A 23,284-nucleotide genomic window follows, 5' to 3' on the forward strand; every position below is an offset into this window, starting at 1 on the left:
AGGGGAGGGGGCACCGGCCCCGTCCGTGACGACGGGGCCGGTGCGGGCCGGGAGCGGGGCGGTCAGCTCCGGCAGGCGCTGCGCAGCGCGGCGGTGAAGCCCTCGGCGAGGGCCGCGACGGTGGACTCGCGGTGGACGGCGGCCGAGTAGTACCAGGTGACGGTGAACCTGCCGCCGTCCACGGCCGCGACGACGTCGATCAGGTGGTTGCGCTCCTGGCGCAGCCCGTGCTCCGGTCCGGCCGGGGGCAGAGCCGCGGCGAGCAGTCCGCCCTCGCCCGCCTCGCCGCCGAACTGCCCCAGGTAGTTGAAGCTGATCCGCGGATCGGGGTCGCCGGCCAGCTCCCCCGTCAGGTGGCGCAGCGCGCCGTAGCCGACACCGCGGTCCGGGACCGCCCGGAGCTGGCGCTTCACCGAGCGCATGGTGGCGGTCCAGTCCCCGGCGTCGCCGTCCCCGGCTTCCGGGAGGGTGAGGGCGACCGGGTAGATCGAGGTGAACCAGCCGACGGTGCGGGTCAGGTCCACGTCCTCGAAGAGTTCCTCACGGCCGTGGCCCTCCAGGTTGACCGCCACCCGGTCGTGCCCGGTCCACTCCCGCAGGGTGCGGGCGAGCGCGGCGAGCAGCACGTCGTTGATCTGGGTGCGGAACCTGCCCGGCACCTGGTGGAGCAGCGCGTGCGTCTCGTCGGCGTCCAGGTGGGCCTGGAGCGCGGCCTGGTCGGCGACGAGGTTGGTGCCGTCCGGGGTGTCGAGCGGCAGCGCGAACTCGGCCGCCTCGGTGACCGACCGCCAGTACTCCACCTGGTCGGCGAAGCCGCCCTCCTGGACGTGCCGGCCGAGCCGTTCGGCCCAGTACCGCACCGAGCTGGACTTCGCCCCCAGGTCGGTCGCGCCGACCGAGAGGGCCTGCTCGTACGCGCGTCCCAGGTCGGCGAGGAGGATCCGCCAGGACACGCCGTCGATGACCAGGTGGTGGGCGGTGACCAGCAGCCGCAGCGGCGACTCGGCCGCCTCCGGTCCGGCTCCCGGCGCGGGCCGGGCGACGACGACGCGGAACAGCGGGCCGCGCTCCAGGTCCAGCCCGGCCTTGGTACGGGTCGCCAACTCCACCCAGGCCCCCTCCGCCTGGGGCCCGGCGGGCAGCTCGTGCACCGTGAGGACCTCGTCGAGGTCGACGGCGGCGGCGATCCGCCCGGACCAGGTGCCGTCGGCGGCGCGGGTGAAGGTGGAGCGCAGCGCGTCGTGCTGGGTCAGCAGGGCCTCGACGGCGGCGCGCAGCGCACCGAGGTCGGTGCCGGGCTCCAGCGCGAAGGAGGTGGACATCGTGTAGTGCCCGGGGTCCACCGGATGCGTGGCGAAGAACCACTCCCGCACGGGAGTGGGGGCCACCGCGCCGAGGACCGTTCCCTGTTGGGCACTGGCGTCGTCGGCCACCTGGCCGTTCTCGTCGACGGTGGCTGCGAGGGTGGCGACGGTCGGGTGGAGGAAGACGTCCCGGGAGGTGAGGGCGAGTCCGGCGCGGCGGGCGCGCGAGACCACCTGGAGGCTGATGATCGAGTCGCCGCCGAGGTCGAAGAAGTCGTCCTCGACGCCGACCTGCCCGAGTCCCAGCACCTCCGCCCACACCTCGCACAGCACCCGTTCGGTCTCGGTGCGGGGCGCCGTGTACACGTGGTCGGGCGCCTCGAAGCCCGGCGCGGGCAGGGCGGCCCGGTCGAGCTTGCCGGCGGCGTTGAGCGGCAGGGCGTCGAGGGTGACGAAGGCCGCGGGGAGCATGTGGTCCGGGAGCGTGCGGGCGAGGTGCGCCCGCACCTCGGCCGGGTCGGCCGGCTCCGGGCCGGTGGTGACGAGGTAGGCCACCAGGTACTTGGTCCCCGGCTGGTCCTCGCGGGCGACGACGGCGGCCTGGCCGGTCCCGGGAAGGGCGAGCAGGGCCGTCTCGATCTCGCCCGTCTCGATGCGGTGGCCGCGGACCTTGATCTGGTGGTCGTTGCGGCCCGCGTACTCCAGGGTGCCGTCGAGGTGGCGGCGGACCAGGTCCCCGGTGCGGTAGAGGCGGGCCCCCTGGTCGTAGGGGTGGGCGACGAAGCGTTCCGAGGTCAGGTGCGGCCGGCCGATGTAGCCGCGGGCGAGGCTGCCCGCGAGGTACAGCTCGCCCCAGGAACCGGCCGGGACGGGGTTGAGGGTCGCGTCCAGGACGTAGGCGCTCTTGCCCGCCAGGGGACGGCCGATGGGGACCGTGGTGGCCTTCGGGTCCGGGTTCTCGTGGGAGAACCAGCCGGTGGCGTACACGGTGGCCTCGGTCGGGCCGTAGATGTTGGCGACGGTGGTGTGCGGCAGGGCGCGGCGCGCCTGGTCGAGGAGTGTGGTGGGGAAGGCCTCGCCGGCCAGGATCAGCAGCTTCGGGTCCAGTCGGGTGGTCGGCTCGGCCACCAGCGCCTGGAAGGCGGAGGGGACGGCGGAGACGAGGGTGCCGTCCCAGGCGGGGTGGTCGGTGAGGCTGAGGATGTTGTGGGCGATTTCGAGGGTGCCGCCGGTGGCGAGGGTGCCGAAGAGTTCGAAGACGGAGACGTCGAAGTTGAGGCTGGTGGAGAAGAAGGTGTGGGCGAAGGTGTCTTCGCCGAGGGTGGTGGCCCAGGTGATGAGGCGGGTCAGGGCGTGGTGCGGGATGACGACGCCCTTGGGTTTGCCGGTGGAGCCCGAGGTGTAGATGACGTACGCCGCGTTCTCCGGGGAGAGGAGCGGGTGCGGGACGGGGCCTGCCTCGGCGGTCAGGGCGTCCGCGATCAGCGCGCCGTCGACGGTGAGGAGGGCGCCGCTGTCCGCCGCCATGTGCTCCAGGCGGTCGGCGGGGTACTCGGGGTCGAGCGGGACGTAGGCAGCGCCGGTCTTGAGGACGGCCAGGGCGGCGATCACCAGGTCCGGGGTGCGCGGCAGCGAGATGCCGACACGGCGTTCCGGTCCGGCGCCCAGCTCCAGGAGACGGTGGGCGAGCTGGTCCGAGCGCCTGGCCAGCTCCGCGTAGGTCAGAGTGGTGCCGTCGTGCGACAGGGCCACCGCCCGCGGGGTGCGGGCGACCTGGTCGGCGATCATCGCGACGACCGACCGGAACGGCTCCGCCGGGGTGCCGAGGGCCGGCCGGAGCGCGGCGCGTTCGGCCTCGTCCGCCATGGTGAGCTGGGCCAGCGGGACCGAGGGCGCGGCCACGGCCTCCTCGGCGAGGACCAGCCAGTGGCGGCAGAGCCGCTCGACGGTGGCCGCGTCGAAGAGGTCGGTGTTGAACTCGGCGACCGCCGCCAGCGCCCCGTCCCCGGTCTGCTGGAAGTGCAGGCTCAGCTCGAACTGCGCGGCCTCGCGCGGTATCGGCTGCTCCGCCACCCGCAGCCCCGGCAGGTCGAAGGTGGAGCCGGGCGCGTTCTGGAGCGCCACCAGCGCCTGCACCAGCGGGGTGCGGCTGGTGTCGCGGTCGGGGGCCAGCTCCTCGATGAGGCGGCTGAACGGCACGTCCTGGTGGGCGAAGGCGTCCAGCGTCGTCGTCCGAACGTCGTCCAGCAGCTCGGCGAAGGAGGCGGCGGCCTCGATCCGGGTGCGCAGGACCAGCGTGTTGACGAAGAAGCCGACCAGGTTCTCCAGCTCGGTGCGCTCCCGCCCGGAGACGACCGTGCCCACCGCGACGTCGCGCTGCCCGGTGTAGCGGGCGAGGACCAGCTGGGTCACCGCCGTCAGCACCATGAAGAGGCTGGCGCCCCCGGTCCGGGCGACCTCCGCGAGGCGGTCGGCGAGAGCGCGGGGCACCTGGAAGGAATGGACCGCGCCCGCCGAGGTGCGCACCGTCGGCCGGGGCCGGTCCGTGGGCAGCTCCAGGGGCTCGATGCCGTCCAGCTTCCGCCGCCAGTAGTCCAGTTGACGGTCGAGTCCCTCTCCTTCGAGCCGCTCGCGCTGCCAGACGGCGAAGTCCGGGTACTGCACGGGCAGCGGCGGCAGGGCCGGTTCGGTCCCGCGTACCGCGGCGGCGTAGAGCGCGCTCAGCTCACGGGTGATGATCCCCATGGACCAGCCGTCGGTGACGATGTGGTGCATCGCGAGGACCAGGACGTGCTCCCGCTCCGCGGCCCCGGCCGTCCCGGCCGCCGGAACCTCGGCGAGCAGGACGCGGACCAGCGGGCCGGCCGTCAGGTCGAACGGTTCGGCGGCCTCGGCGCGCAGCAGCGCGTACAGCTCGTCCGCGTCGGCCGGGGCGGCGGTGCGCACCGGGACGGCCATGCTGTCGTGCACCACCTGCACGCCGCGCCCCGCGATGGAGGCGAAGGTGGTCCGCAGGGACTCGTGCCGGTCCACCAGACCCGCCACCGCCGTGCGCAGCGCGCCGTGGTCGACGGTACCGGTCAGCCGCAGCGCGCCGGTGATGGTGTACTCCGCCCCGCCCGGTGTGAAGTTCTCCAGGAACCACAGGCGTTCCTGGGTGAAGGAGAGCGGCAGGTAGCCGTCGCGCGGTGCCGGGGTGACGGCGGCCTCGGCGGCGTCCTCCCGGGCGTCGATCTCGGCGGCGAGGCGGGCCACCGTCGGGTGGTCGAAGAGGGCGCGCGGGGTCAGGTGCGTGTGCAGCGCCGTGCGGATGCGGGAGGTCACCTTGAGACTGGAGATCGAGTCGCCGCCCAGGGCGAAGAAGTCGTCGTGCGCGCCGACCCGGTCCGAGCCGAGCACCTCGCCCCAGACGGCGGCCAGGGCCTGCTCGGTGGGGGTGCCCGGCGCGGTGTACGCCCCGGTCGCCCCGGCGGCCGGGGCGGGGGCGGGCAGCGCGCGCCGGTCGACCTTGCCGTTGACGGTCAGCGGGATCGCCTCGACGGCGGTGAAGGCCGCCGGGACCATGTACTCCGGCAGGCCGCACGCCAGGTGGGCGCGGAGTTCACCGGTCAGGTCCGGCGTGCCGTCCGCGTCCTGGTCCAGGACGACGTACGCGGCCAGGTACTTGGTGCCGGGCCGGTCCTCGCGGGCGAGGACGTAGCTGTGCGTGACGGCCGGGTGGGCCAGGAGCGCGGTCTCGATCTCCGCCGTCTCGATGCGGTAGCCGCGGATCTTCACCTGGGTGTCGGTCCGCCCGAGGAAGTCGAGCCGCCCGTCCGTGCGCCGCCGCACCAGGTCCCCGGTGCGGTACAGGCGCCGGCCCGCGTGGCGCGGGTCGGCCACGAACCGCTCGGCGGTGAGCCGGGGCCGGCCGTGGTAGCCGCGGGCCAGGCCGGCGCCGCCGAGGTACAGCTCACCGGGGACGCCGACGGGGACCGGGCGCAGGGCGCCGTCCAGGACGTACGCGAGGGTGTCGTCCATCGGCGTGCCCAGCGGGGCCGGGCCGAAGGCCACGTCCTCGGTGGTCAGCGGGCCGGTGACGGCGAAGGTGGTGGTCTCGGTCGGGCCGTAGCCGTTGATCAGGGTGAGGCCCGGGTGGCGGGTGAGCAGGGCGTGGGCGGCGTGGTGCGGAACGGCGTCGCCGCCCGTCCAGACCTCCCGGAGCCCGGCGAAGCACTCCGGGTCCTCCTCGACGAGGACGCCGAAGAGGGCGGCGGTGATCCACAGCGCGGTGACGCCGTCGGCGACCGCCCGCCGGACGGCGGCGGTGGTCAGGTCGCCGGTCGCGACCGTGAGGGAACCGCCGTTCAGCAGCGGCACCCACACCTCGTAGGTGGCCGCGTCGAAGGAGTGCGGCGAGTGGAACAGCACCCGCTCGTGGGCACCGCCGGCGAAACGCCGGTCGGCGGCGAGGGCGGTGATGTCGGCGTGGGTGATGTCCACACCCTTGGGGACGCCGGTCGAGCCCGAGGTGAACATGACGTACGCCAGCGAGTCCGGGCGGGCCGCCGCCCGGAGCGGGGCGGTCCCGGCGGGCGCGGCGCCCACCTCGACCACCGGCACGGCGGAGAGGGCCGCGCGGTCGCGCAGGGACGCGTCGGTGACGATCACCGTCGCCCCGCTGGACTCGACGACCTGGCGGACCCGCTCGTCCGGGTAGCCGGCGAAGAGCGGCACGTACGCGCCGCCCGCCTTCAGCACGGCGAGCATCGCCACCACCACGTCGGCGGAGCGGTCCAGGAGCAGCGCCACCCGGCTCTCCGCGCCCGCACGCACGCCGTGCTCGGCGAGGAGCTGGGCCAGCCGGTCGGCGCGGGCGTCCAGCTCGGCGTAGGTGAGCGCCCGTCCGCCGCATTCCACGGCGGTCGCGTCCGGGGTCGCCGCCACCCGCTCGGCGAAGGCGGCGGGCACGGTGCGCGGCGCGGCGGCCGGGTCGAAGGTGCCGCCGGCCGCCTCGACGGCCCGCAGCTCCTCCTCGGCGAGCAGCGGGAGGCGCCCCACGGGCAGCCCGTCGGAGCCCGCCAGCGCGGTGACCGCCTGCCGCAGCCGCTCCGCGAGCCGCTCGACGGTGGCGGCGTCGAACAGCTCGGGGTCGTAGGCGAGGACCAGTTCCAGGCGGTCGTCGGCGGCCGACGCCACCAGGGTGAGGGCGTAGTTGGTGGACTCGACGGCGCTGACGGAGCGGACCCCGAGACCGTGCCGGCCCGTCTTCGCCTTGTCGACGGGGTAGTTCTCGAAGACCACCAGGCTCTCGAAGAGGGAGGTGCCGGGGACGATGTCGGCCGTGATGTCGGAGAGCGCGACGTACTCGTGGCTCCGGGCCTCGGCCAGCTCCGCCTGGATGCCGGCCAGCCAGTCGGCGGCGGGCCGCGCCGGGTCCACCGTGACGCGGACCGGCAGGGTGTTGATGAAGAGGCCGAGGACGGACTCCGCGCCCGGCAGGTCGGCGGGGCGGCCGGAGACCGTGGTGCCGAACACCACGTCCGCGACGCCCGCCTGCTGCCCGAGCACCAGCGCCCAGGCGCCCTGGACCAGGGCGTTGAGGGTCAGGCGGTGCCGGCGGGCGAAGGCGCCGGCGCGGGCCGCCGCCGCCGGGTCGAGCGCGATCTCGACGCGGGCGGTCGACGCGCCGTCGCGCGACTGGCGGGGAGCCCGGTCGTACGGCAGGGCCACCGGCTCCTCGAACCCGGCCAGCGCCCGGCGCCAGTAGTCGCGCCCGGCCTCCTGGTCCTGGGCGGCCAGCCAGCGCAGGTAGTCGCCGAAGGAGCCGCGTACGGCCGGGGCCGCGGCGGGCTCACCGCCGAGGGCGGCGTACTCGGCGACCACGTCGCCCAGCAGGGCCGCGTTGCTCCAGCCGTCGAGGAGCAGGTGGTGGAAGGTCCACACGACCTGGACGTCCTCGGCGCCGAGACTGATCAGCGCCACCCGCAGCAGCGGGCCCTCGGCCAGGTCGACGCCCCGGGCACGGTCCTCGGCGAGGAAGTCCGCGAGGAGCAGTTCCCGTTCCGCCTCGGCCGCCGCCGACCAGTCGGCGATGTGTACGGGGACGTCCAGCCGCCGGTGCACCACCTGGACAGGCTCGGGCACCCGCTCCCAGACCAGCGAGACGCGCAGCGCGTCGGCGCGCTCCAGGACCCGGCGCCAGGCGGCGGCGAGCCGTTCGACGTCGCTGACGCCCTCCAGGGTGAAGGTCAGCTGCTCCAGGTAGGCGCCGGAGGCGGGGTCCGCGAGGGCGTGGAAGAGCATGCCGGACTGGAGCGGGGTCAGCGGGTAGATGTCCTCGACCGTGCGGCCGTTCCCGGCGATCCGGTCCACCTCGGCCTGGCCGAGGGTGACCAGCGGGAAGTCCGAGGGGGTGCAGCCGCCCGCGTCGGGGCGGGCGCAGTGCTCGGCGAAGGCGGCCAGTTCGGCGGCGAAGCCCTCGGCGAGGCCGCGCACCGTCTCCTCGCGGTAGGTGTCGGCGGAGTAGAGCCAGGAGAAGACCAGCCGGCCGTCCTGGACGGCACCGACCACGTCCAGCAGGTGGGTGCGGCGTTCGGCGGGCGCGTGCTCGCCGCCGACCGGGGCGAGGGCCGGGCCGAACAGGGCGTCCTCGGTGCCGTCGCCGGAGACGTCGAACTGGCCGTGGTAGTTGAAGCTGATCTGCGGGTCGAGACGGCCCACCGGGGCGTCGGCGAGGTGGCGCAGCGCGCCGTAGCCGATGCCGCGTCGCGGGATCGCCCGCAACTGCTCCTTGACGCTCTTGACCGCGTCGCCCCAGCCGCCGTCCGCCTCGCCCGCGGTCTGCTCGGGCAGGCTGAGCGCGATCGGGTGGAGGGAGGTGAACCAGCCGACGGTACGGGTCAGGTCGACGTCGTCGAAGAGTTCCTCGCGGCCGTGGCCCTCCAGGGTGACGGCGACCCGGTCGTGCCCCGTCCAGGCGCGCAGGGCGCGGGCGAGGGCGGTGAGCAGGACGTCGTTGGCCTGGGTGCGGTACAGCGCGGACGCCTGCTGGAGCACGGCCTCCGTCTGCTCGGTGGTCAGGGCGAGGGAGACCGCCTCCTGGGTGGCGACGGTGTTGCGGCCCCCGGGCAGGTCGACCGGGAGCGCGGTCACGGCCTGGTCCTCCACGGCCCGCCAGTACGGGATCTGGTCGTCGAAGCCGCCGGCGGCGGTGTGTCCGGCGAGCCGCTCGGCCCACTGGCGCACCGAGGTGCCCTTCGGGCCGAGGTCCGCCGTGCCGCCCGCGGTGATCTGCTCGTAGGCGGTCGCCAGGTCCTCCATGAGGACGCGCAGGGAGACGCCGTCCATCACGAGGTGGTGGGCGACGACGGCGAGCCGCGCGGGCCGCCCGGCGCCCTCCTGGCCGACGACGAAGCGGATCAGCGGCCCTTCGGCCAGGTCGAAGCCGGAGTGCGCGGCGAGGACGGCCGCACGCCAGCGGGCGTCCGGGGTGCCCGCCGTGCCGTCCGGGGCGGTGAGGTCGTGGACGTCCAGGACCGCGTCGGCGCTGGTCGCGCTCCGGTAGGCGGCCGAGGGCCGCGGGCCTGCCGCGGTGTCGAAGGTGAGGCGCAGGGCGTCGTGGTGGCCGACGACGGCGGCCACGGCGGAGCGCAGCGCGTCCAGGTCGTAGGCGGGGGCGAGGGCGAGGGCGACCGAGAAGTTGAAGTGCTCGGGCGCGACCGGGTGCGTCTCGAAGAACCAGCCGTGCGCCGGGAGCAGGGGCGCCGGCCCCGAGAGCGCGCCCTGTTCGGCGAGGGTCTCGGCCGCGTCCTCGGCGGGCTGGACGGCCTGTGCGAGGGCGGCGACGGTCGGGTGGAGGAAGACGTCGCGGGAGGTGAGGGCGAGTCCGGCGCGGCGGGCGCGGGAGACCACCTGGAGGCTGATGATCGAGTCGCCGCCGAGGTCGAAGAAGTTGTCCTCGGTGCCGACGCGTTCGACGCCCAGGATCTCCTTCCAGATGTCGGCGAGGAGCCGCTCCGTCCCGGTGCCGGGTGCCGTGTACGCGCCGGCCCGGGGATCGAAGTGGGGCGCGGGCAGGGCGGCCCGGTCGAGCTTTCCGGCGGCGTTGAGCGGTAGCGCGTCGAGGGTGACGAAGGCCGCGGGGAGCATGTACTCCGGCAGGGTCGCCGCGAGGTGGGCCCGCAGGTCGGCGTCGGGGACCTCGGCGGTGACGACCACGTAGCCCACCAGGTGCCGGGCGCCGGGGGTGTCCTCGCGGACGGTGACGGCGGCGCGGGTGATGTGGGGGTGGGTGAGGAGGGTGGTCTCGATCTCGCCGGTTTCCACGCGGTGGCCGCGGATCTTGACCTGGTGGTCGTTGCGGCCGGCGTATTCGAGGGTGCCGTCGGGGTGGCGGCGGACGAGGTCGCCGGTGCGGTAGAGGCGTTGTCCGGGGTGGTGGGGGTGGGCGATGAAGCGGGTGGCGGTGAGGGCGGGTTGGTGGTGGTAGCCGCGGGCGAGGCTGCCGGCGAGGTAGAGCTCGCCGTGGACGCCGGTGGGTACGGGGTTGAGGGAGTGGTCGAGGACGTAGGCGTTTTTGCCGGCGAGGGGGCGGCCGATGGGTACGGAGGTGCCGTGTGGTTGGGGGTTGTCGTCGGAGAACCAGCCGGTGGCGTAGACGGTGGCTTCGGTGGGGCCGTAGATGTTGGCGATGGTGGTGTCGGGCAGGGTGCGGCGGGCGGTGTGGAGGAGTGAGGTGGGGAAGGCTTCGCCGGCCAGGACGAGGAGGTCGGGGTCGATGTGGGTGGTGGGGTCGTCGAGGACGGCGGTGACGGCGGAGGGGACGGCGGAGACGAGTGTGCCGTTCCAGGTGGGGTGGTCGGTGAGGCTGAGGATGTTGTGGGCGATTTCGAGGGTGCCGCCGGTGGCGAGGGTGCCGAAGAGTTCGAAGACGGAGACGTCGAAGTTGAGGCTGGTGGAGAAGAAGGTGTGGGCGAAGGTGTCTTCGCCGAGGGTGGTGGCCCAGGTGATGAGGCGGGTCAGGGCGTGGTGCGGGATGACGACGCCCTTGGGCTTGCCGGTGGAGCCGGAGGTGTAGATGACGTACGCGGCGTTGGCCGCCGTCAGTTCCGGGGCCGGGAGAGGGCTGTCGTCGGTGGTGCGGGCCGCCTCGACGAGGGCGGCGTCCACGGTGAGGTGGGTGCCGCTGTCGCCGCGCATGTGCTCCAGGCGGTCGGCGGGGTACTCGGGGTCGAGCGGGACGTAGGCGGCGCCGGTCTTGAGGACGGCGAGGGCGGCGACGACCAGGTCGGGGGTGCGGGGCAGGGAGATGCCCACGCGCTTCTCGGGTCCGGCGCCGAGGGCGAGCAGGTGGCGGGCGAGCTGGTCGGCACGCCGGCCCAGCTCCGCGTAGGTGACGGAGGTGTCGCCGTGGAGCAGGGCGACGGCCTCCGGTCGCCGGGCGGCCCGGTCGCCGATCAGCTCCACGACCGTGCGGAACGGGCCGGGAGCGCCGCGCCCGTCCGGGTGCCGCGGCAGGAGGGCGGCGCGTTCGGCGGGCTCCAGCATGGTCAGCCGGGCCACCGGCAGCGCGGGAGTGCTCACGGCCTCCTCGGCGAGGATCAGCCAGTGGCGGCAGAGCCGGTCCACCGTGGCCGCGTCGAACAGGTCGGAGCTGTACTCCGCGACGCCGACCAGCGCCCCGTCGCCCGTCTCCTGGAAGTGCAGGCCCAGGTCGAACTGGGCGGCCGCACGGGGGATCTCGTACTCCTCGGCGGTGAGGCCGGGCAGGGCGAAGCTGCCGCCCGGGGTGTTCTGGAGCGTGATCATGGCCTGCACCAGCGGGGTGCGGCTGGGGTCGCGCTCGGGGGCCAGTTCCTCGATGAGCCGGCTGAACGGCACGTCCTGGTGGGCGAAGGCGTCGAGCGTGGTGCTCCGCACCCGGTCCAGCAGATCCGTGAAGCGGTCGGCGGCGTCCACCCTGGTGCGCAGGGCGAGGGTGTTGACGAAGAAACCGACCAGCCCTTCCAGTTCGGCCCGCTCGCGCCCGGAGACGGCGGTGCCCAGGGCGATGTCGCTCCGGCCGGTGTAGCGGGCCAGGACGAGCTTCGTCACCGCCGTCAGACCCATGAAGAGGCTGGCCCCGCGGGTGCGGCCCAGCTCCGTCAGGCGGCCGGCCAGCGCGGCCGGGACGGTGAAGACCCGGGTGCCGCCCGCCGCCGTGCGGACCTGCGGGCGCGGGCGGTCCGTCGGCAGGTCGAGCGGCTCCAGGCCGGCCAGCCGCTCACGCCAGTGCGCGAGCTGGGCGTCGAGGGTGTCTCCCGTGTGCCGTGCGCGCTGCCAGACGGCGAAGTCGGGGTACTGGACCGGGAGCGCGGGCAGCGCGGCGTCCTCGCCGCGTACCGCGGCGGCGTAGAGCGCGCTCAGTTCGCGGGTGATGATCCCCATCGACCAGCCGTCGGTCACGATGTGGTGCATCGCCACGACCAGGACGTGCTCCCCGGGGGCCGCCCGGACCAGCAGGACCCGCAGCAGCGGGCCGGTGCGCAGGTCGAACGGCTCGACGGCCTCGGCCCGCAGCACCGCGTCGACCTCGGCGGTGCCGTCGGCGTCGACGGTCCGCACCGGGACGTCGAGGGTGTCGTGGACGATCTGGACGCCTCGGCCGTCGACCGAGTCGAAGGTGGTGCGCAGGGCCTCGTGGCGGGCGACCAGGCCCGTCACCGCGCTGTGGAGCGCCGCCACGTCGAGCGTGCCGGTCAGGCGGAGTCCGGCGACCACGTTGTACTCGACGGAGCCCGGCGTGAAGTTCTCCAGGAACCACAGGCGTTCCTGCGGCAGCGACATCGGCAGCCGCCCGCCGCGCGGGACCGGTACCACCCCCGCGCCCTCCTCGCCCGAGGCCGCGCGGCCGTCGATCTCGGCGGCGAGGCGCGCCACGGTCGGATGGTCGAAGAGGGCGCGCGGGGAGAGCCCCGTGCCGAGGGCGGCGCGGGTGCGGGAGGTGACCTTGAGGCTGGAGATCGAGTCGCCGCCCAGGGCGAAGAAGTCGTCGTCCACACCGATCCGGTCCGCCCCCAGGACCTCGGCCCAGATCGCGCACAGGGCCCGCTCGGTGGCGGTACGCGGCGCGGTGTGGGCCGTGCCGGCCGGGGTGAACTCCGGGGCGGGCAGGGCGCGCCGGTCGACCTTGCCGTTGACGGTCAGCGGGATCGCCTCGACGGCCGTGAAGGAGGCCGGGACCATGTACTCGGGCAGCGAGTCCGCGAGGTGGCGGCGGAGCGCCTCCTGGTCGAGCGGGCGTCCGTCGCGGGTGACGAGGTAGGCGGCGAGGTACTTGGTGCGCGGCCCGTCCTCCCGGGCGAGGACGGCGGCGTGGGTGACCTCGGGGTGGGCGAGCAGGACGGTCTCGATCTCCGCCGTCTCGATGCGGTAGCCGCGGATCTTCACCTGGGTGTCGGCCCGCCCGAGGAAGTCGATGCGTCCGTCGGCCCGCCAGCGGGCGAGGTCGCCGGTGCGGTAGAGGCGGCCGCCGGCGTGGTGCGGGTCGGGGATGAACCGCTCGGCGGTCAGCCGCGGCTGGTCGTGGTAGCCGCGCGCCACGCCGCTGCCCCCCAGGTAGAGCTCACCGGGGACACCGACCGGGACGGGGCGCAGCGCCCCGTCCAGGATGTACGTGTACATGTTGTCCATCGGCGTGCCGAGCGGCGCCGGGCCGAAGGCCACGTCCTCGGCGGTGAGCGGGCCGCTGACGGCGAAGGTGGTGGTCTCGGTCGGGCCGTAGCCGTTGACCAGGGTCAGATTCGGGTGGCGGGCGAGCAGGGTGTGAGCCGCGTGGTGGGGAACGGCGTCGCCGCCGGTCCAGATCTCCTCCAGCCCGGCGAAGCACTCCGGGTCCTCCTCGACGAGGACGCCGAAGAGGGCGGCGGTGATCCACAGCGCGGTGACGCCGTCGGCGACCGCCCGCCGGATGGTGGCGGTGGTCAGGTCCTCGGTGGCGACGGTGAGGGTGCGGCCGTTCAGCAGCGGCACCCACACCTCGTAGGTGGCCGCGTCGAAGGAGTGCGGCGAGTGGAAAAGCACCCGCTCGTGGGCACCGCCCGCGAAACGCCGGTCGGCGGCGAGCGCGACGATGTCGGCGTGGGTGACCCCGACGCCCTTCGGCACGCCGGTCGAGCCGGAGGTGAACATGACGTACGCCAGTGAGTCGCGGCGTGCCCCGGCGGGCAGGGCCGTGCCGGTGCCGGTCCCGGCGGGCAGGGAGCGCGGGTCGAAGGTGGCGACGCCGGCCAGGGAGGGCTGGTCGCGGTCGGTGAGGACCAGGGTGGTGCCGCTGCGGCCGAGGATGTCGCGGACGCGGTCCTCGGGGTAGCCGGCGTGCAGCGGGACGTAGGCGCCTCCCGCCTTCAGCACGGCGAGCATCGCCACCACCACGTCGGCGGAGCGTTCCAGCAGCAGCCCCACCCGGGACTCGGCGGTCACCCCCCGCTCGACCAGGGCGTACGCCAGCAGGTCGGTGCGCCGGTCGAGTTCACGGTAGGTCAGCGAGGTGCCCCCGGCGGTGATCGCGACGGCGTCCGGGGCCGCGGCCGCCCGGCGGGCGAAGACCTCCACCACCGAACCGCCCACCGGGGTCCGCGCTCCGCTGCCCCACTCGCCGATCAGGCGGTCCCGCTCGGCGCCGGTCAGCAGCTCGATCCCGGCGACCGGCGCGTCGGCCCGTTCGACCAGGCGGGTCACCGCCGTGGCCAGTTGGGCCGCGAGCCGTTCGGCGGTGCCCCGCTCGAAGAGGGCCGGGTCGTAGGCGAGCGTCATGCCGAGGCGGTCGCCGGTGGCCGCCGCGATCAGCGTCAGGGCGTAGTTGGTCGACTCGACGGCCTCGGCCGCGCGGACGCCGATGCCGTGCTGCGCGGCGGCGGCCTCGTCCACCGGGTAGTTCTCGAAGACGACCAGGCTGTCGAAGAGCGAGGCGCCGGGCGCCAGGTCCGTCTCCACGTCGGAGAGCGCCACGTACTCGTAGCGGCGCGACTCGGCCTGCTGGTCCTGGAGGCCGCGCAGCCAGTCGGCGGCGCGTACGCCGGGGTCGGCGCTCACCCGGACGGGCAGGGTGTTGATGAAGAGGCCCAGCAGCGCCTCGGCTCCGGGCAGGTCGGCCGGGCGGCCCGAGACGGTGGTGCCGAACACCACGTCGGGCCTGCCCGCGTACTGGCTGAGCACGAGCGCCCACGCGCCCTGGACCAGGGCGTTCTGGGTGATCCGGTGGTCCCGGGCGAAGGCGCCGGCGCGCTCGGCGACGGAGGCGTCCAGCGCGACCTGCACGCGGGCGCTGGACTGGCCGCGCCGTACCTGCTCGGGTGCGCGGTCGTACGGCAGTGCCACCGGCTCCTCGAAGCCGGCCAGCGCCCGGCGCCAGTGGGCGGCGCCCGCGGCCTGGTCCTGCTCGGCGAGCCAGCGCAGGTAGTCGCCGAAGGAGCCGCGGGCCGCCGGGGAGGCGGTGGCGGTGCCGGTCAGCACGGCGTACTCGGCCATGACGTCGGAGAGGAAGGCGGCGGTGCTCCAGCCGTCGAGGAGCAGGTGGTGGAAGGTCCACACCACCTGGACGCACTCCTCGCCGGGCAGGCGGATCAGCGCGACCCGCATCAGCGGGGCGGTGGCCAGGTCGATGCCGCGCGCGCGGTCCTCGGCCAGGAACTCCCGCAGGAAGGCGTCCTGTTCACCCTCGGAGAGGGCGCCGGTCGCGGACCTGTCCAGGAAGGTGAACGGCACCTCCGCCCGGCGGCGGACCACCTGCACGGGCTCGCGGACGCCCTCCCAGACCAGCGCGACCCGCAGCGCGTCGGAGCGGTCCACCGTCCGCTGCCAGGCACGGGCCAGCACAGCGGTGTCGGCGACGCCGTCCAGGGTGAGGACGAACTGCTCCAGGTAGGCCGGGGAGTCGGGCTCGGCCAGGGCGTGGAAGAGCATTCCGGACTGGAGCGGGGTGAGGGGGTAGACGTCCTCGACGTCCCGGGGGCCGGCGGCGTGGCCGCGGACGATCCGGTCCACCTCGGTCTGGTCCAGCGCGGCCAGTGGGAAGTCCGAGGGCGAGCAGCCGCCCGCGTCCGGTTCCGCGCAGTGGGCGACGAAGGCGGCGAGCTGCGCGGCGAACTCCTCCACCAGCGTGCGGATCGTCTCCTCGCGGTGCACGCCCGCCGAGTAGTGCCAGGTGAAGACGAGGCGGCCGTCGAGAAGGCCGGCGGTCACGTCGAGGAGGTGGGGGCGGTGCTCGCGGGGGCTGTGCTCGCCGCCCGGGTTGAGGGTGGAGGACAGGTACCAGGAGTCCGCGCCGTCACCCGCGGAGTCCGGGGTGGAGCCCGCCATGTCGAGGCGGCCCAGGTAGTTGAAGCTGATCCGGGCCTCGGCGTGGCCGGCGAAGGCACCGCCCAGGTGGCGCAGGGCGCCGTAGCCCACGCCCCGGTCCGGGACGGCCCGCAGCTGCTCCTTCACCGAGGTGACGGCGGCCCCCCAGTCGTCGCCCTCGGGGAGGGTCAGCGCCACGGGGTGGAGGGAGGTGAACCAGCCGGCCGTACGGGTCAGGTCGAGGTCGGCGAAGAGCTCCTCGCGCCCGTGGCCCTCCAGGGTGACCGGGACGCGGTCGCGGCCGGTCCAGGTGCGCAGGGTGCGGGCGAGGGCGGTGAGGAGCGCGTCGTTGATCTGCGTGCGGTAGGCCGCCGGTACCCGCTGGAGGAGCTGGTCGGTCTGGGCGCGGGTGAGGCCGCCGGAGACCGCGGCGGCGGTCGCGGTGGTGGCGTCGCCCGCCGGGTCGTCGAGCGGGACCGACGCGTCGGCCCCGCCCATGACGGAGTCCCAGTACGGTATCTGCGCGTCGAAGCCGCCGGTCGCCGTGTGCTGGGCGAGCCGGTCGGCCCACTGGCGCACCGAGGAGCTCTTGCGCCCCAGGTCGACGGGGGTGCCCGCGGAGACCTGGGCGTAGCCGCGCCGGAGGTCCTCCAGCAGGACGCGCCAGGTCACGCCGTCCACCAGCAGATGGTGGGCGATGACGACGAGGCGTACGGGGGTGCCCGCGCCGCCCGTCCCCACCAGCACGCGGACCAGCGGGCCGCCGTCCAGGCTGAATCCGGTCTGCGCGGCGTTCTTCAGCTCCTGCCAGCCGGGCGCTGCGGCGTCGGTGAGGTCGTGGACGGAGAGGACCGCGTCGAGGTCGGCGTCGGGGGCGTAGTACGCGGTGCGCTCGCCGTCGGCGCCCCGGGAGAAGGTCGTCCGCAGCGCGTCGTGGTGGAGCAGCACACCTCGTACCGCCTCGCGGAGGGCCGCCAGGTCGGTGCCGGCCGGCAGCTCGGCCTCGGTCGCCATGTTGAAGTGTTCGGGCGCGGTCAGGTGGTGGGCGAAGAACCACTCGCGGACGGGGGTGGTGGGGACGGCCCCGCTGAGCGTGGCCTGCTCGGCCTGGGTGGCCGGAGCGGTCGCTCCGGCGGCGGTGAGGTGGGCGGCGAGGGCGGCGACGGTCTGGCGGGTGAAGATGTCGCGGGAGGTCAGTTCGAGTCCGGCCCGGCGGGCGCGGGAGACGACCTGGATGCTGAGGATGGAGTCGCCGCCGAGGGTGAAGAAGTTGTCCTGGGTGCCGACGCGTTCCAGGCCCAGGGTCTCGGCCCAGATCCGGCACAGCGTGTGCTCGGTCTCGCTGGTGGGCGCGGTGTGGTCGGCGGTCGCGGCGGCGAGGTCGGGGGCGGGCAGGGCCTTGCGGTCGATCTTGCCGCTGGTGTTGCGGGGGAGGGCGGTGAGGGTGACGAAGGCGGTCGGGACCATGTAGGCGGGGAGCCGGTCGGCCAGCCAGGTGTGGAGGTCCGGTGCCTCGCCCGCCGTGTCGTCGTCGGTGGGGACGGTGTAGGCGACGATTCGCGGGGTGCCGGGGGTGTCTTCGCGGACGGTGACGGTGGTCTGGGCGACGGCGGGGTGGGCGGTCAGGGCGGTTTCGATCTCGCCGAGTTCGATGCGCAGGCCGCGGATCTTGACCTGGTCGTCGGTGCGGCCGAGGTATTCGAGGACGCCCTCGGGGGTCCAGCGGACGAGGTCGCCGGTGCGGTAGAGGCGTTGGCCCGGGCGGTGCGGGTCGGCGGTGAAGCGTTCGGCCGTCAGTGCCGGACGCTCGTGGTAGCCGCGGGCGAGGCCGGGGCCGGAGACGTGGAGTTCGCCGGGGACGCCGACGGGGACCAGGCGCAGCCATCGGTCGCGGACGGTGAGGTGGGCCTCGGCGACCGGTTGGCCGATCGGCGGGGTTCCCTCGCGTCGGGTGTCGAGGGGGGTGCTGATGCTGGCGGCGACGGTGATCTCGGTGGGGCCGTAGGCGTTGAGCAGGCGGTGGCCGGGTGCCCAGCGTTGGACGAGGGCGGGGGTGAGGGCTTCGCCGCCGGTGGCGAGGACGGCGAGGTGGGGGAGGTGGGGGGCGTCGGTGGGGATGCTGGCGAGGACGGTGGGGGGGATGAGGGTGTGGGTGATCCGCCGGGTGGCGAGGGTGTCGTGGAGGTCTTGGCCGGCCAGGGCGCGGCCGTCGTCGGGGATGACGAGGGTGGCGCCGGCGGAGAGGGCCATGAGGAGTTCCATGACGGAGGCGTCGAAGCCTGCCGAGGCCAGTTGGAGCACGCGGGCGTCGCTGGTGATGCCGAAGCGTTCGGCGAGGGCGGCGGTGAAGCCGGCGATGCCGCGGTGGGTCACGAGCACGCCCTTGGGACGACCCGTCGACCCGGAGGTGTAGATCATGTAGGCGGCGGCGTCGAGCGGCACCTCCGCCACCGGGACGTGGCCGTGGGAGTGGACGGAGTTCTCCCCGTGGTCCGGCTCCCGGCGCCATCGCTCCAGCGTGTCCGGGGTGACGACGGTCGCGACGCCGCTGTCCTCCCGGACGAAGGCGAACCGCTCCTCGGGCCACTCCGGGTCCATCGGCACGTAGACCCCGCCGGCCCGCGTGATCGCGAGCAGCACGGTCAGCCACTCCACCGACCGGGGCAGGGCGACGCCGACCCGGACCTCCGGGCCCACGCCCACCGCGGCCAGCCGGCGGGCCGCCCGCTCCACCCGCGCGTCCACCTCGGCGTACGACAGGGTCTCGTCGCCGCAGACCACGGCGGTGCCGTCGGTGCCCCGCTCGGCCACGCGGGAGCGCCACAGCGCGCCCAGGGTGACCGGGGCCTGTCCGGCGCCGACGCCGGACACACCCCACCCCTCGACCAGCGTCTCCCGCTCGCGCCCGCCGACCAGCTCCACCTGGCACAGCGCACGGCGCGCACCCTCCCCGGCCACGGCGGAGGCCAGCTCCACCCAGTGCCGGCTCAGCCGCTCCACCGTCGCCCGGTCGAACAGGTCGGTGCTGTACTCGGCGACCGCCAGCAGCCGTCCGTCCTGCTCGGCGAAGGAGAAGGTCAGGTCGGACTGGGCGGCGTCCCGGACCGAGGAGACGGCCTCCGCGCGCAGGCCGGGCAGGTCGAACTCGGCACGCGGAGTGTTCTGGAGCACGATCATCGCCTGGACCAGCGGGGTCCGGCTGGGGTCGCGCTCGGGGGCCAGCTCCTCGATGAGGCGGCTGAACGGCACGTCCTGGTGGGAGAAGGCGTCGAGGACCGTCGAGCGGACCCGGGCGAGCAACTCCTCGAAGGAGACCGACTCGTCGACCTCGGTGCGCAGGACGAGCGTGTTGACGAAGAAGCCGACCAGCCCTTCGAGCGCCGCCTCCTCGCGTCCCGAGACACCGGTGCCCAGCGCGATGTCGGTGCGGCCGCTCCAGCGGGCCAGCAGGAGCTGGGTGAGGGCGGTGACCACCATGAAGAGGCTGGCTCCCCGGTCGCGGCCGAGGGCGTTCAGTTCGCGTGCCAGCTCCGCCGGGACCTCGAAGGCGTGCTGAGCCCCGGCCGAGGTGCGCACCGCCGGGCGGGGCCGGTCGGTCGGCAGGTCCAGCGGTTCCAGACCGTCCAGGCGGTCGCGCCAGTAGGCGAGCTGGCCGTCGAGGCCGGCTTCCGCGAGGCGTCGGCGCTGCCAGACGGCGTAGTCCGGGTACTGCACGGCGAGCTCGGGAAGGGCGGCGTCCTCGCCGCGTACGGCCGCCGCGTAGAGCGCGCTCAGTTCGCGGGTGATGATCCCCATCGACCAGCCGTCGGTGACGATGTGGTGCATCACCAGGAGCAGGGTGTGGGTGTCGGGCTCGGCGGTGGCGACCAGCAGCACGCGGAGCAGCGGACCGGTGCGCAGGTCGAAGGGGACGGCGGTCTCCGCGCGCAGGAGCGCGTCCAGGGCCTCGTCGGTGGCGGCGGAGGCCGTGCGGACGGGGACGTCCATCGCGGCGTGCACCACCTGGGTGCCCTGCCCGTCCACCGCGGTGAAGGTGGTGCGCAGCGCCTCGTGCCGGGCGACCAGGCCCGCGACGGCGGCGGTGAGCGCGGCGTGGTCGAGGGAGCCGGTCAGGCGGAGGGTGCCGGCGACGTGGTACTCGGTGGCGCCGGGCGCGAAGTCGTCCAGGAACCAGAGGCGTTCCTGCGCGAAGGAGAGCGGGAGCCGGCCCTCGCGGGAGGCCGGGGCCAGCGGCTCGTGGGCGGGCGGTTCGCCCTGCGGGGTGCCGCCCCGTGTCGCGGCGGCGGCCGTCGCGCGGTCCACGGCACCGGCGAGGTCGGCCAGCCGGGGTGCCTCGAAGAGGTCGCGTACGGTCAGCTCGGCACCGAGGCCGCCGCGGACCCGGCTGATCACCCGGGTGGCGAGCAGGGAGTGGCCGCCGAGCGCGAAGAAATCGTCCTCGGCGCCGATCCGTTCGACGCCCAGCACCTCGGCCCAGATCGCGGCGAGGGCCGCCTCGGTACCATCGCGCGGCGCCACGTACGCGGCGGACTCGGCCCACACCGGGGTGGGCAGGGCGCGACGGTCCAGCTTGCCGCTGGCGGTCATGGGCAGCGCGTCGAGGGGGACGAAGGCGGACGGGACCATGTAGTCGGGCAGGCGGCGCCGGACCGCCTCGCGCAGGTCGCGGCCGGTGGGCAGGGCGCGGCCCTCGGCCGGGACCAGGTACGCGGCGATGCGCGCGGTGCCCTCGGCGTCCTCGCGGACGGCGGCGGCCGCGTCGGCGACATCGGGGTGGTGCCGCAGCGCGGCCTCGATCTCGCCGGGCTCGATGCGGAAGCCGCGCACCTTGACCTGGTCGTCGGCGCGGCCCAGGTGCTCCAGGTCGCCGTCGGCGGCCCAGCGCACCAGGTCACCCGTGCGGAAGAGGCGGTCGCCGGAGCCGGACGGGTCGGCGACGAACCGCTCGGCGGTGCCGCCGGGCCGGTTGGTGTAGCCGCGCGCCAGGCCGGCGCCCGCCACGTACAGCTCGCCCGGGACGCCGCGCGGGACCGGGTTGAGGCGGGCGTCCAGGACACGGACGCGGGTGTTCCAGAGGGGCGAGCCGATCCGCACGTCCGGGCCGTCCGCCTCCCAGGCGAGGCTGTCGGCGCTGATCTCGGAGGAGCCGTAGAGGTTGAGCAGGCGGGCGTGGGGGAGCTTCGCGTGGAAACGGGCGGCCAGCGAGCGGCTGAGCGGTTCGCCACTGCTGATCCAGGTGGTGCAGGAGGCCAGCGCCACGGGGTCGGTCTCGTCCAGGAGGACCGCCAGGAGGCTGGGGACCAGGGTCAGGCGCTGGACGCGGTGGCGCCGGACCAGCTCGGCCAGGGCGAACGGGTCCTTGGCCGCCTCGTCCGAGGCGAGGACGACGTGGCCGCCGTGGACGAGGGTGCCGAGGAGTTCGGTGGCGCTGTCGAGGAAGCTGACGGAGCTCTTGGCGCAGACCACCGCGGACCGCGACCCGGGGTACCGGTCGGCGAACCACGCCCAGCGGCTCAACAGCCCGCCGTGCAGGCCGAGGACGCCCTTGGGGCGGCCGGTGGAGCCGGAGGTGTGGATGACGTAGGCGGCGTTGTCGGCGCCGAGCGCGACGTCGGGGGCGGTGGTCGGCAGAGCGGCCGTGCGCTCCCGGACGAGGTCGAGGTCGACGACGGTGCGCGAGGGGGCGGCGGCGTCCGCCGCGTGGCCCGGCCCGCCGAGCACGGCGGCGACGGCGCCGCTGGTGACGGCGGTGCGCACGCCGCTCTCGGCCAGCATCCAGGCGACGCGCTCGCGCGGGAGCGCCGGGTCGACGGGCAGATAGGCCCCGCCCGCCTTCAGCACGGCGAGGGCGGCCACCACCAGGTCGGCGGTACGCGGCAGGCAGACCGCGACCGGGTCCTCCCGGCGCACCCCGGCCCTCACCAGGTGGTGCGCCAACTGGTTGGCGCGGGCGTCGAGTCCGGCGTAGGTCAGCAGCTCGTCGCCGCTGGTCAGCGCGGGCGCACCGGGCGTGCGGGCGACCTGCTCGGCGAACCGGCCGGGGATCGAGCCCTGGGCCGCCGCCGGGTGGTCCCCGCCACTGCCGTCGGCGAGCAGCCCGGCCAGTTCGGCGCGGGCGACCGGCGCGGCCTCGTCCAGCCGGACGCCGGGGTCGGCGGCGACCGCGCGGGCCAGCGCCGTGAAGTGCCGCCCCATCCGCTCCACGGTGGCGGCGTCGAAGAGCGCGGTGCGGTACTCGATCGCGCAGTGCAGGGGTCCACCGCCGGTACCGGCCGCCGCGCCCTCCTCGAACTCCCAGCTCACCTCGTAGGGGGAGTCGGTGCGGGCGAGCTGGCCGCGCTCCACGCGCAGGCCCTCGAAGGCGCAGGGCTCGGCCGGCGTGTTCTGCAGGACCACCATCGACTGGATGAGCGGCGTGCGCGAGGTGTCGCGTTCCGGCGCGACCAGCTCCACCAGCCGCTCGAACGGCACGTCCTGGTGCTCGAAGGCGGCCAGGACGGTCTCCCGCACCTGGTCGAGGTAGGCGGAGAAGGGGAGGCCGGGGTCCAGGCGGGAACGGAGGACGAGGACGTTGATGAAGAAGCCGACGAGGGGCTCCACCTCGGCCCGCTCCCGGCCCGGCACCGCGGTGCCCACCGCGATGTCGTCCTGGCCCGAACGCCGGGCCAGCAGGAGCTGGGTCAGCGCGGTCAGCGTGACGAAGAGGCTGGCGCCGCGCTCGCGGCCCAGGGCCCGCAGTCCGTCGGCCACCTCCTCGGGGAGGGTGAAGGTGTGCACGGCGCCCGCGTCGTCGGCGCCGCCCCCTTCGCCGCGCGAGGAGGTGCGGGGCCGGTCGGTCGGCAGCTCCAGCGGCTGGATGCCGGCCAACTGCTCCTTCCAGTAGGCCGCGTGGCGGTCGAGGGCGTCCGCGGAGTAGCGGGCGCGCTGCCAGGCCGCGAAGTCGGCGTACTGCACGGCGAGCGGTTCGGGCGCGTCCGCCGCCCGCTCCGGGTGCAGGCCGGCCGAGTACCCCGCGCTCAGCTCCCGGACGACGATCTCCATCGAGGCGCCGTCGGTGACGATGTGGTGCATCCCCAGCAGGAAGCGGTGCGTGCCGCCGGCCGGCCCCTCCGCTCCGTCCCCGGAGCCGGTGCGTACCAGCAGGGCGCGGACCAACGGCCCGCGCTCAAGGTCGTACGGCTCCGCCATCGCCTCGGCGAAGAGCAGGTCGCACGCCGCCTCGGCCGCCTCCTCACCGTGCTCCGCCACCAGGTCCACGTACCGGAACGGCACCGGCACGGCCGGGTGCACCACCTGCCGGGCCACGCCCTCCACCGAGGTGAAGGTGGTCCGCAGCGCCTCGTGCCGGGCCGCGACCGCGTCCAGCGCCGCGCGGAACGCGGCCACGTCCAGCGCGCCGGTCAGTCTCAGGCTCAGCCCCGAGTTGTTCCCGGCCGACCCCTGCTCGTACTCCGCCATGAACCACAGCCGCTGCTGGGCGAAGGAGAGGGGGAGGGTGCCGTCCCGGTCGGCGCGGCCGATGGCGTTCCGGCTGCGGCCCGTCCCGCGCCCGGCGAGGCGGTTCCGGAGTTTCTCCTGCACGTGTTCCGGCAGCGAACTGATCCGGGCCTCACGCGAAGACGCGGCGTCCATGGAAGGCTCCCATTCGTGAGAGGGAAAGGCGGTGAAAAAGGCGCGCGAAC

Annotated in this window: 1 protein-coding gene; it reads right to left on the reverse strand. The window is 75.0% G+C overall.

From position 1 onward, the window contains the following. Positions 1-62: 62 nt before the first annotated feature. Positions 63-23,234, reverse strand: coding sequence for a non-ribosomal peptide synthase/polyketide synthase (locus Sdia_RS06910; protein WP_191835338.1), 23,172 nt, complete (start codon positions 23,232-23,234; stop codon positions 63-65). Positions 23,235-23,284 lie beyond the last annotated feature (50 nt).

The organism is Streptomyces diastaticus subsp. diastaticus, from assembly GCF_011170125.1.
GTDB lineage: Bacteria > Actinomycetota > Actinomycetes > Streptomycetales > Streptomycetaceae > Streptomyces > Streptomyces diastaticus.

Coding starts and splice junctions, on each gene's coding strand:
- Sdia_RS06910 (WP_191835338.1), bottom strand. CDS start 23,234: ATGGACGCCGCGTCTTCGCGTGAGGCCCGGATCAGTTCGCTGCCGGAA.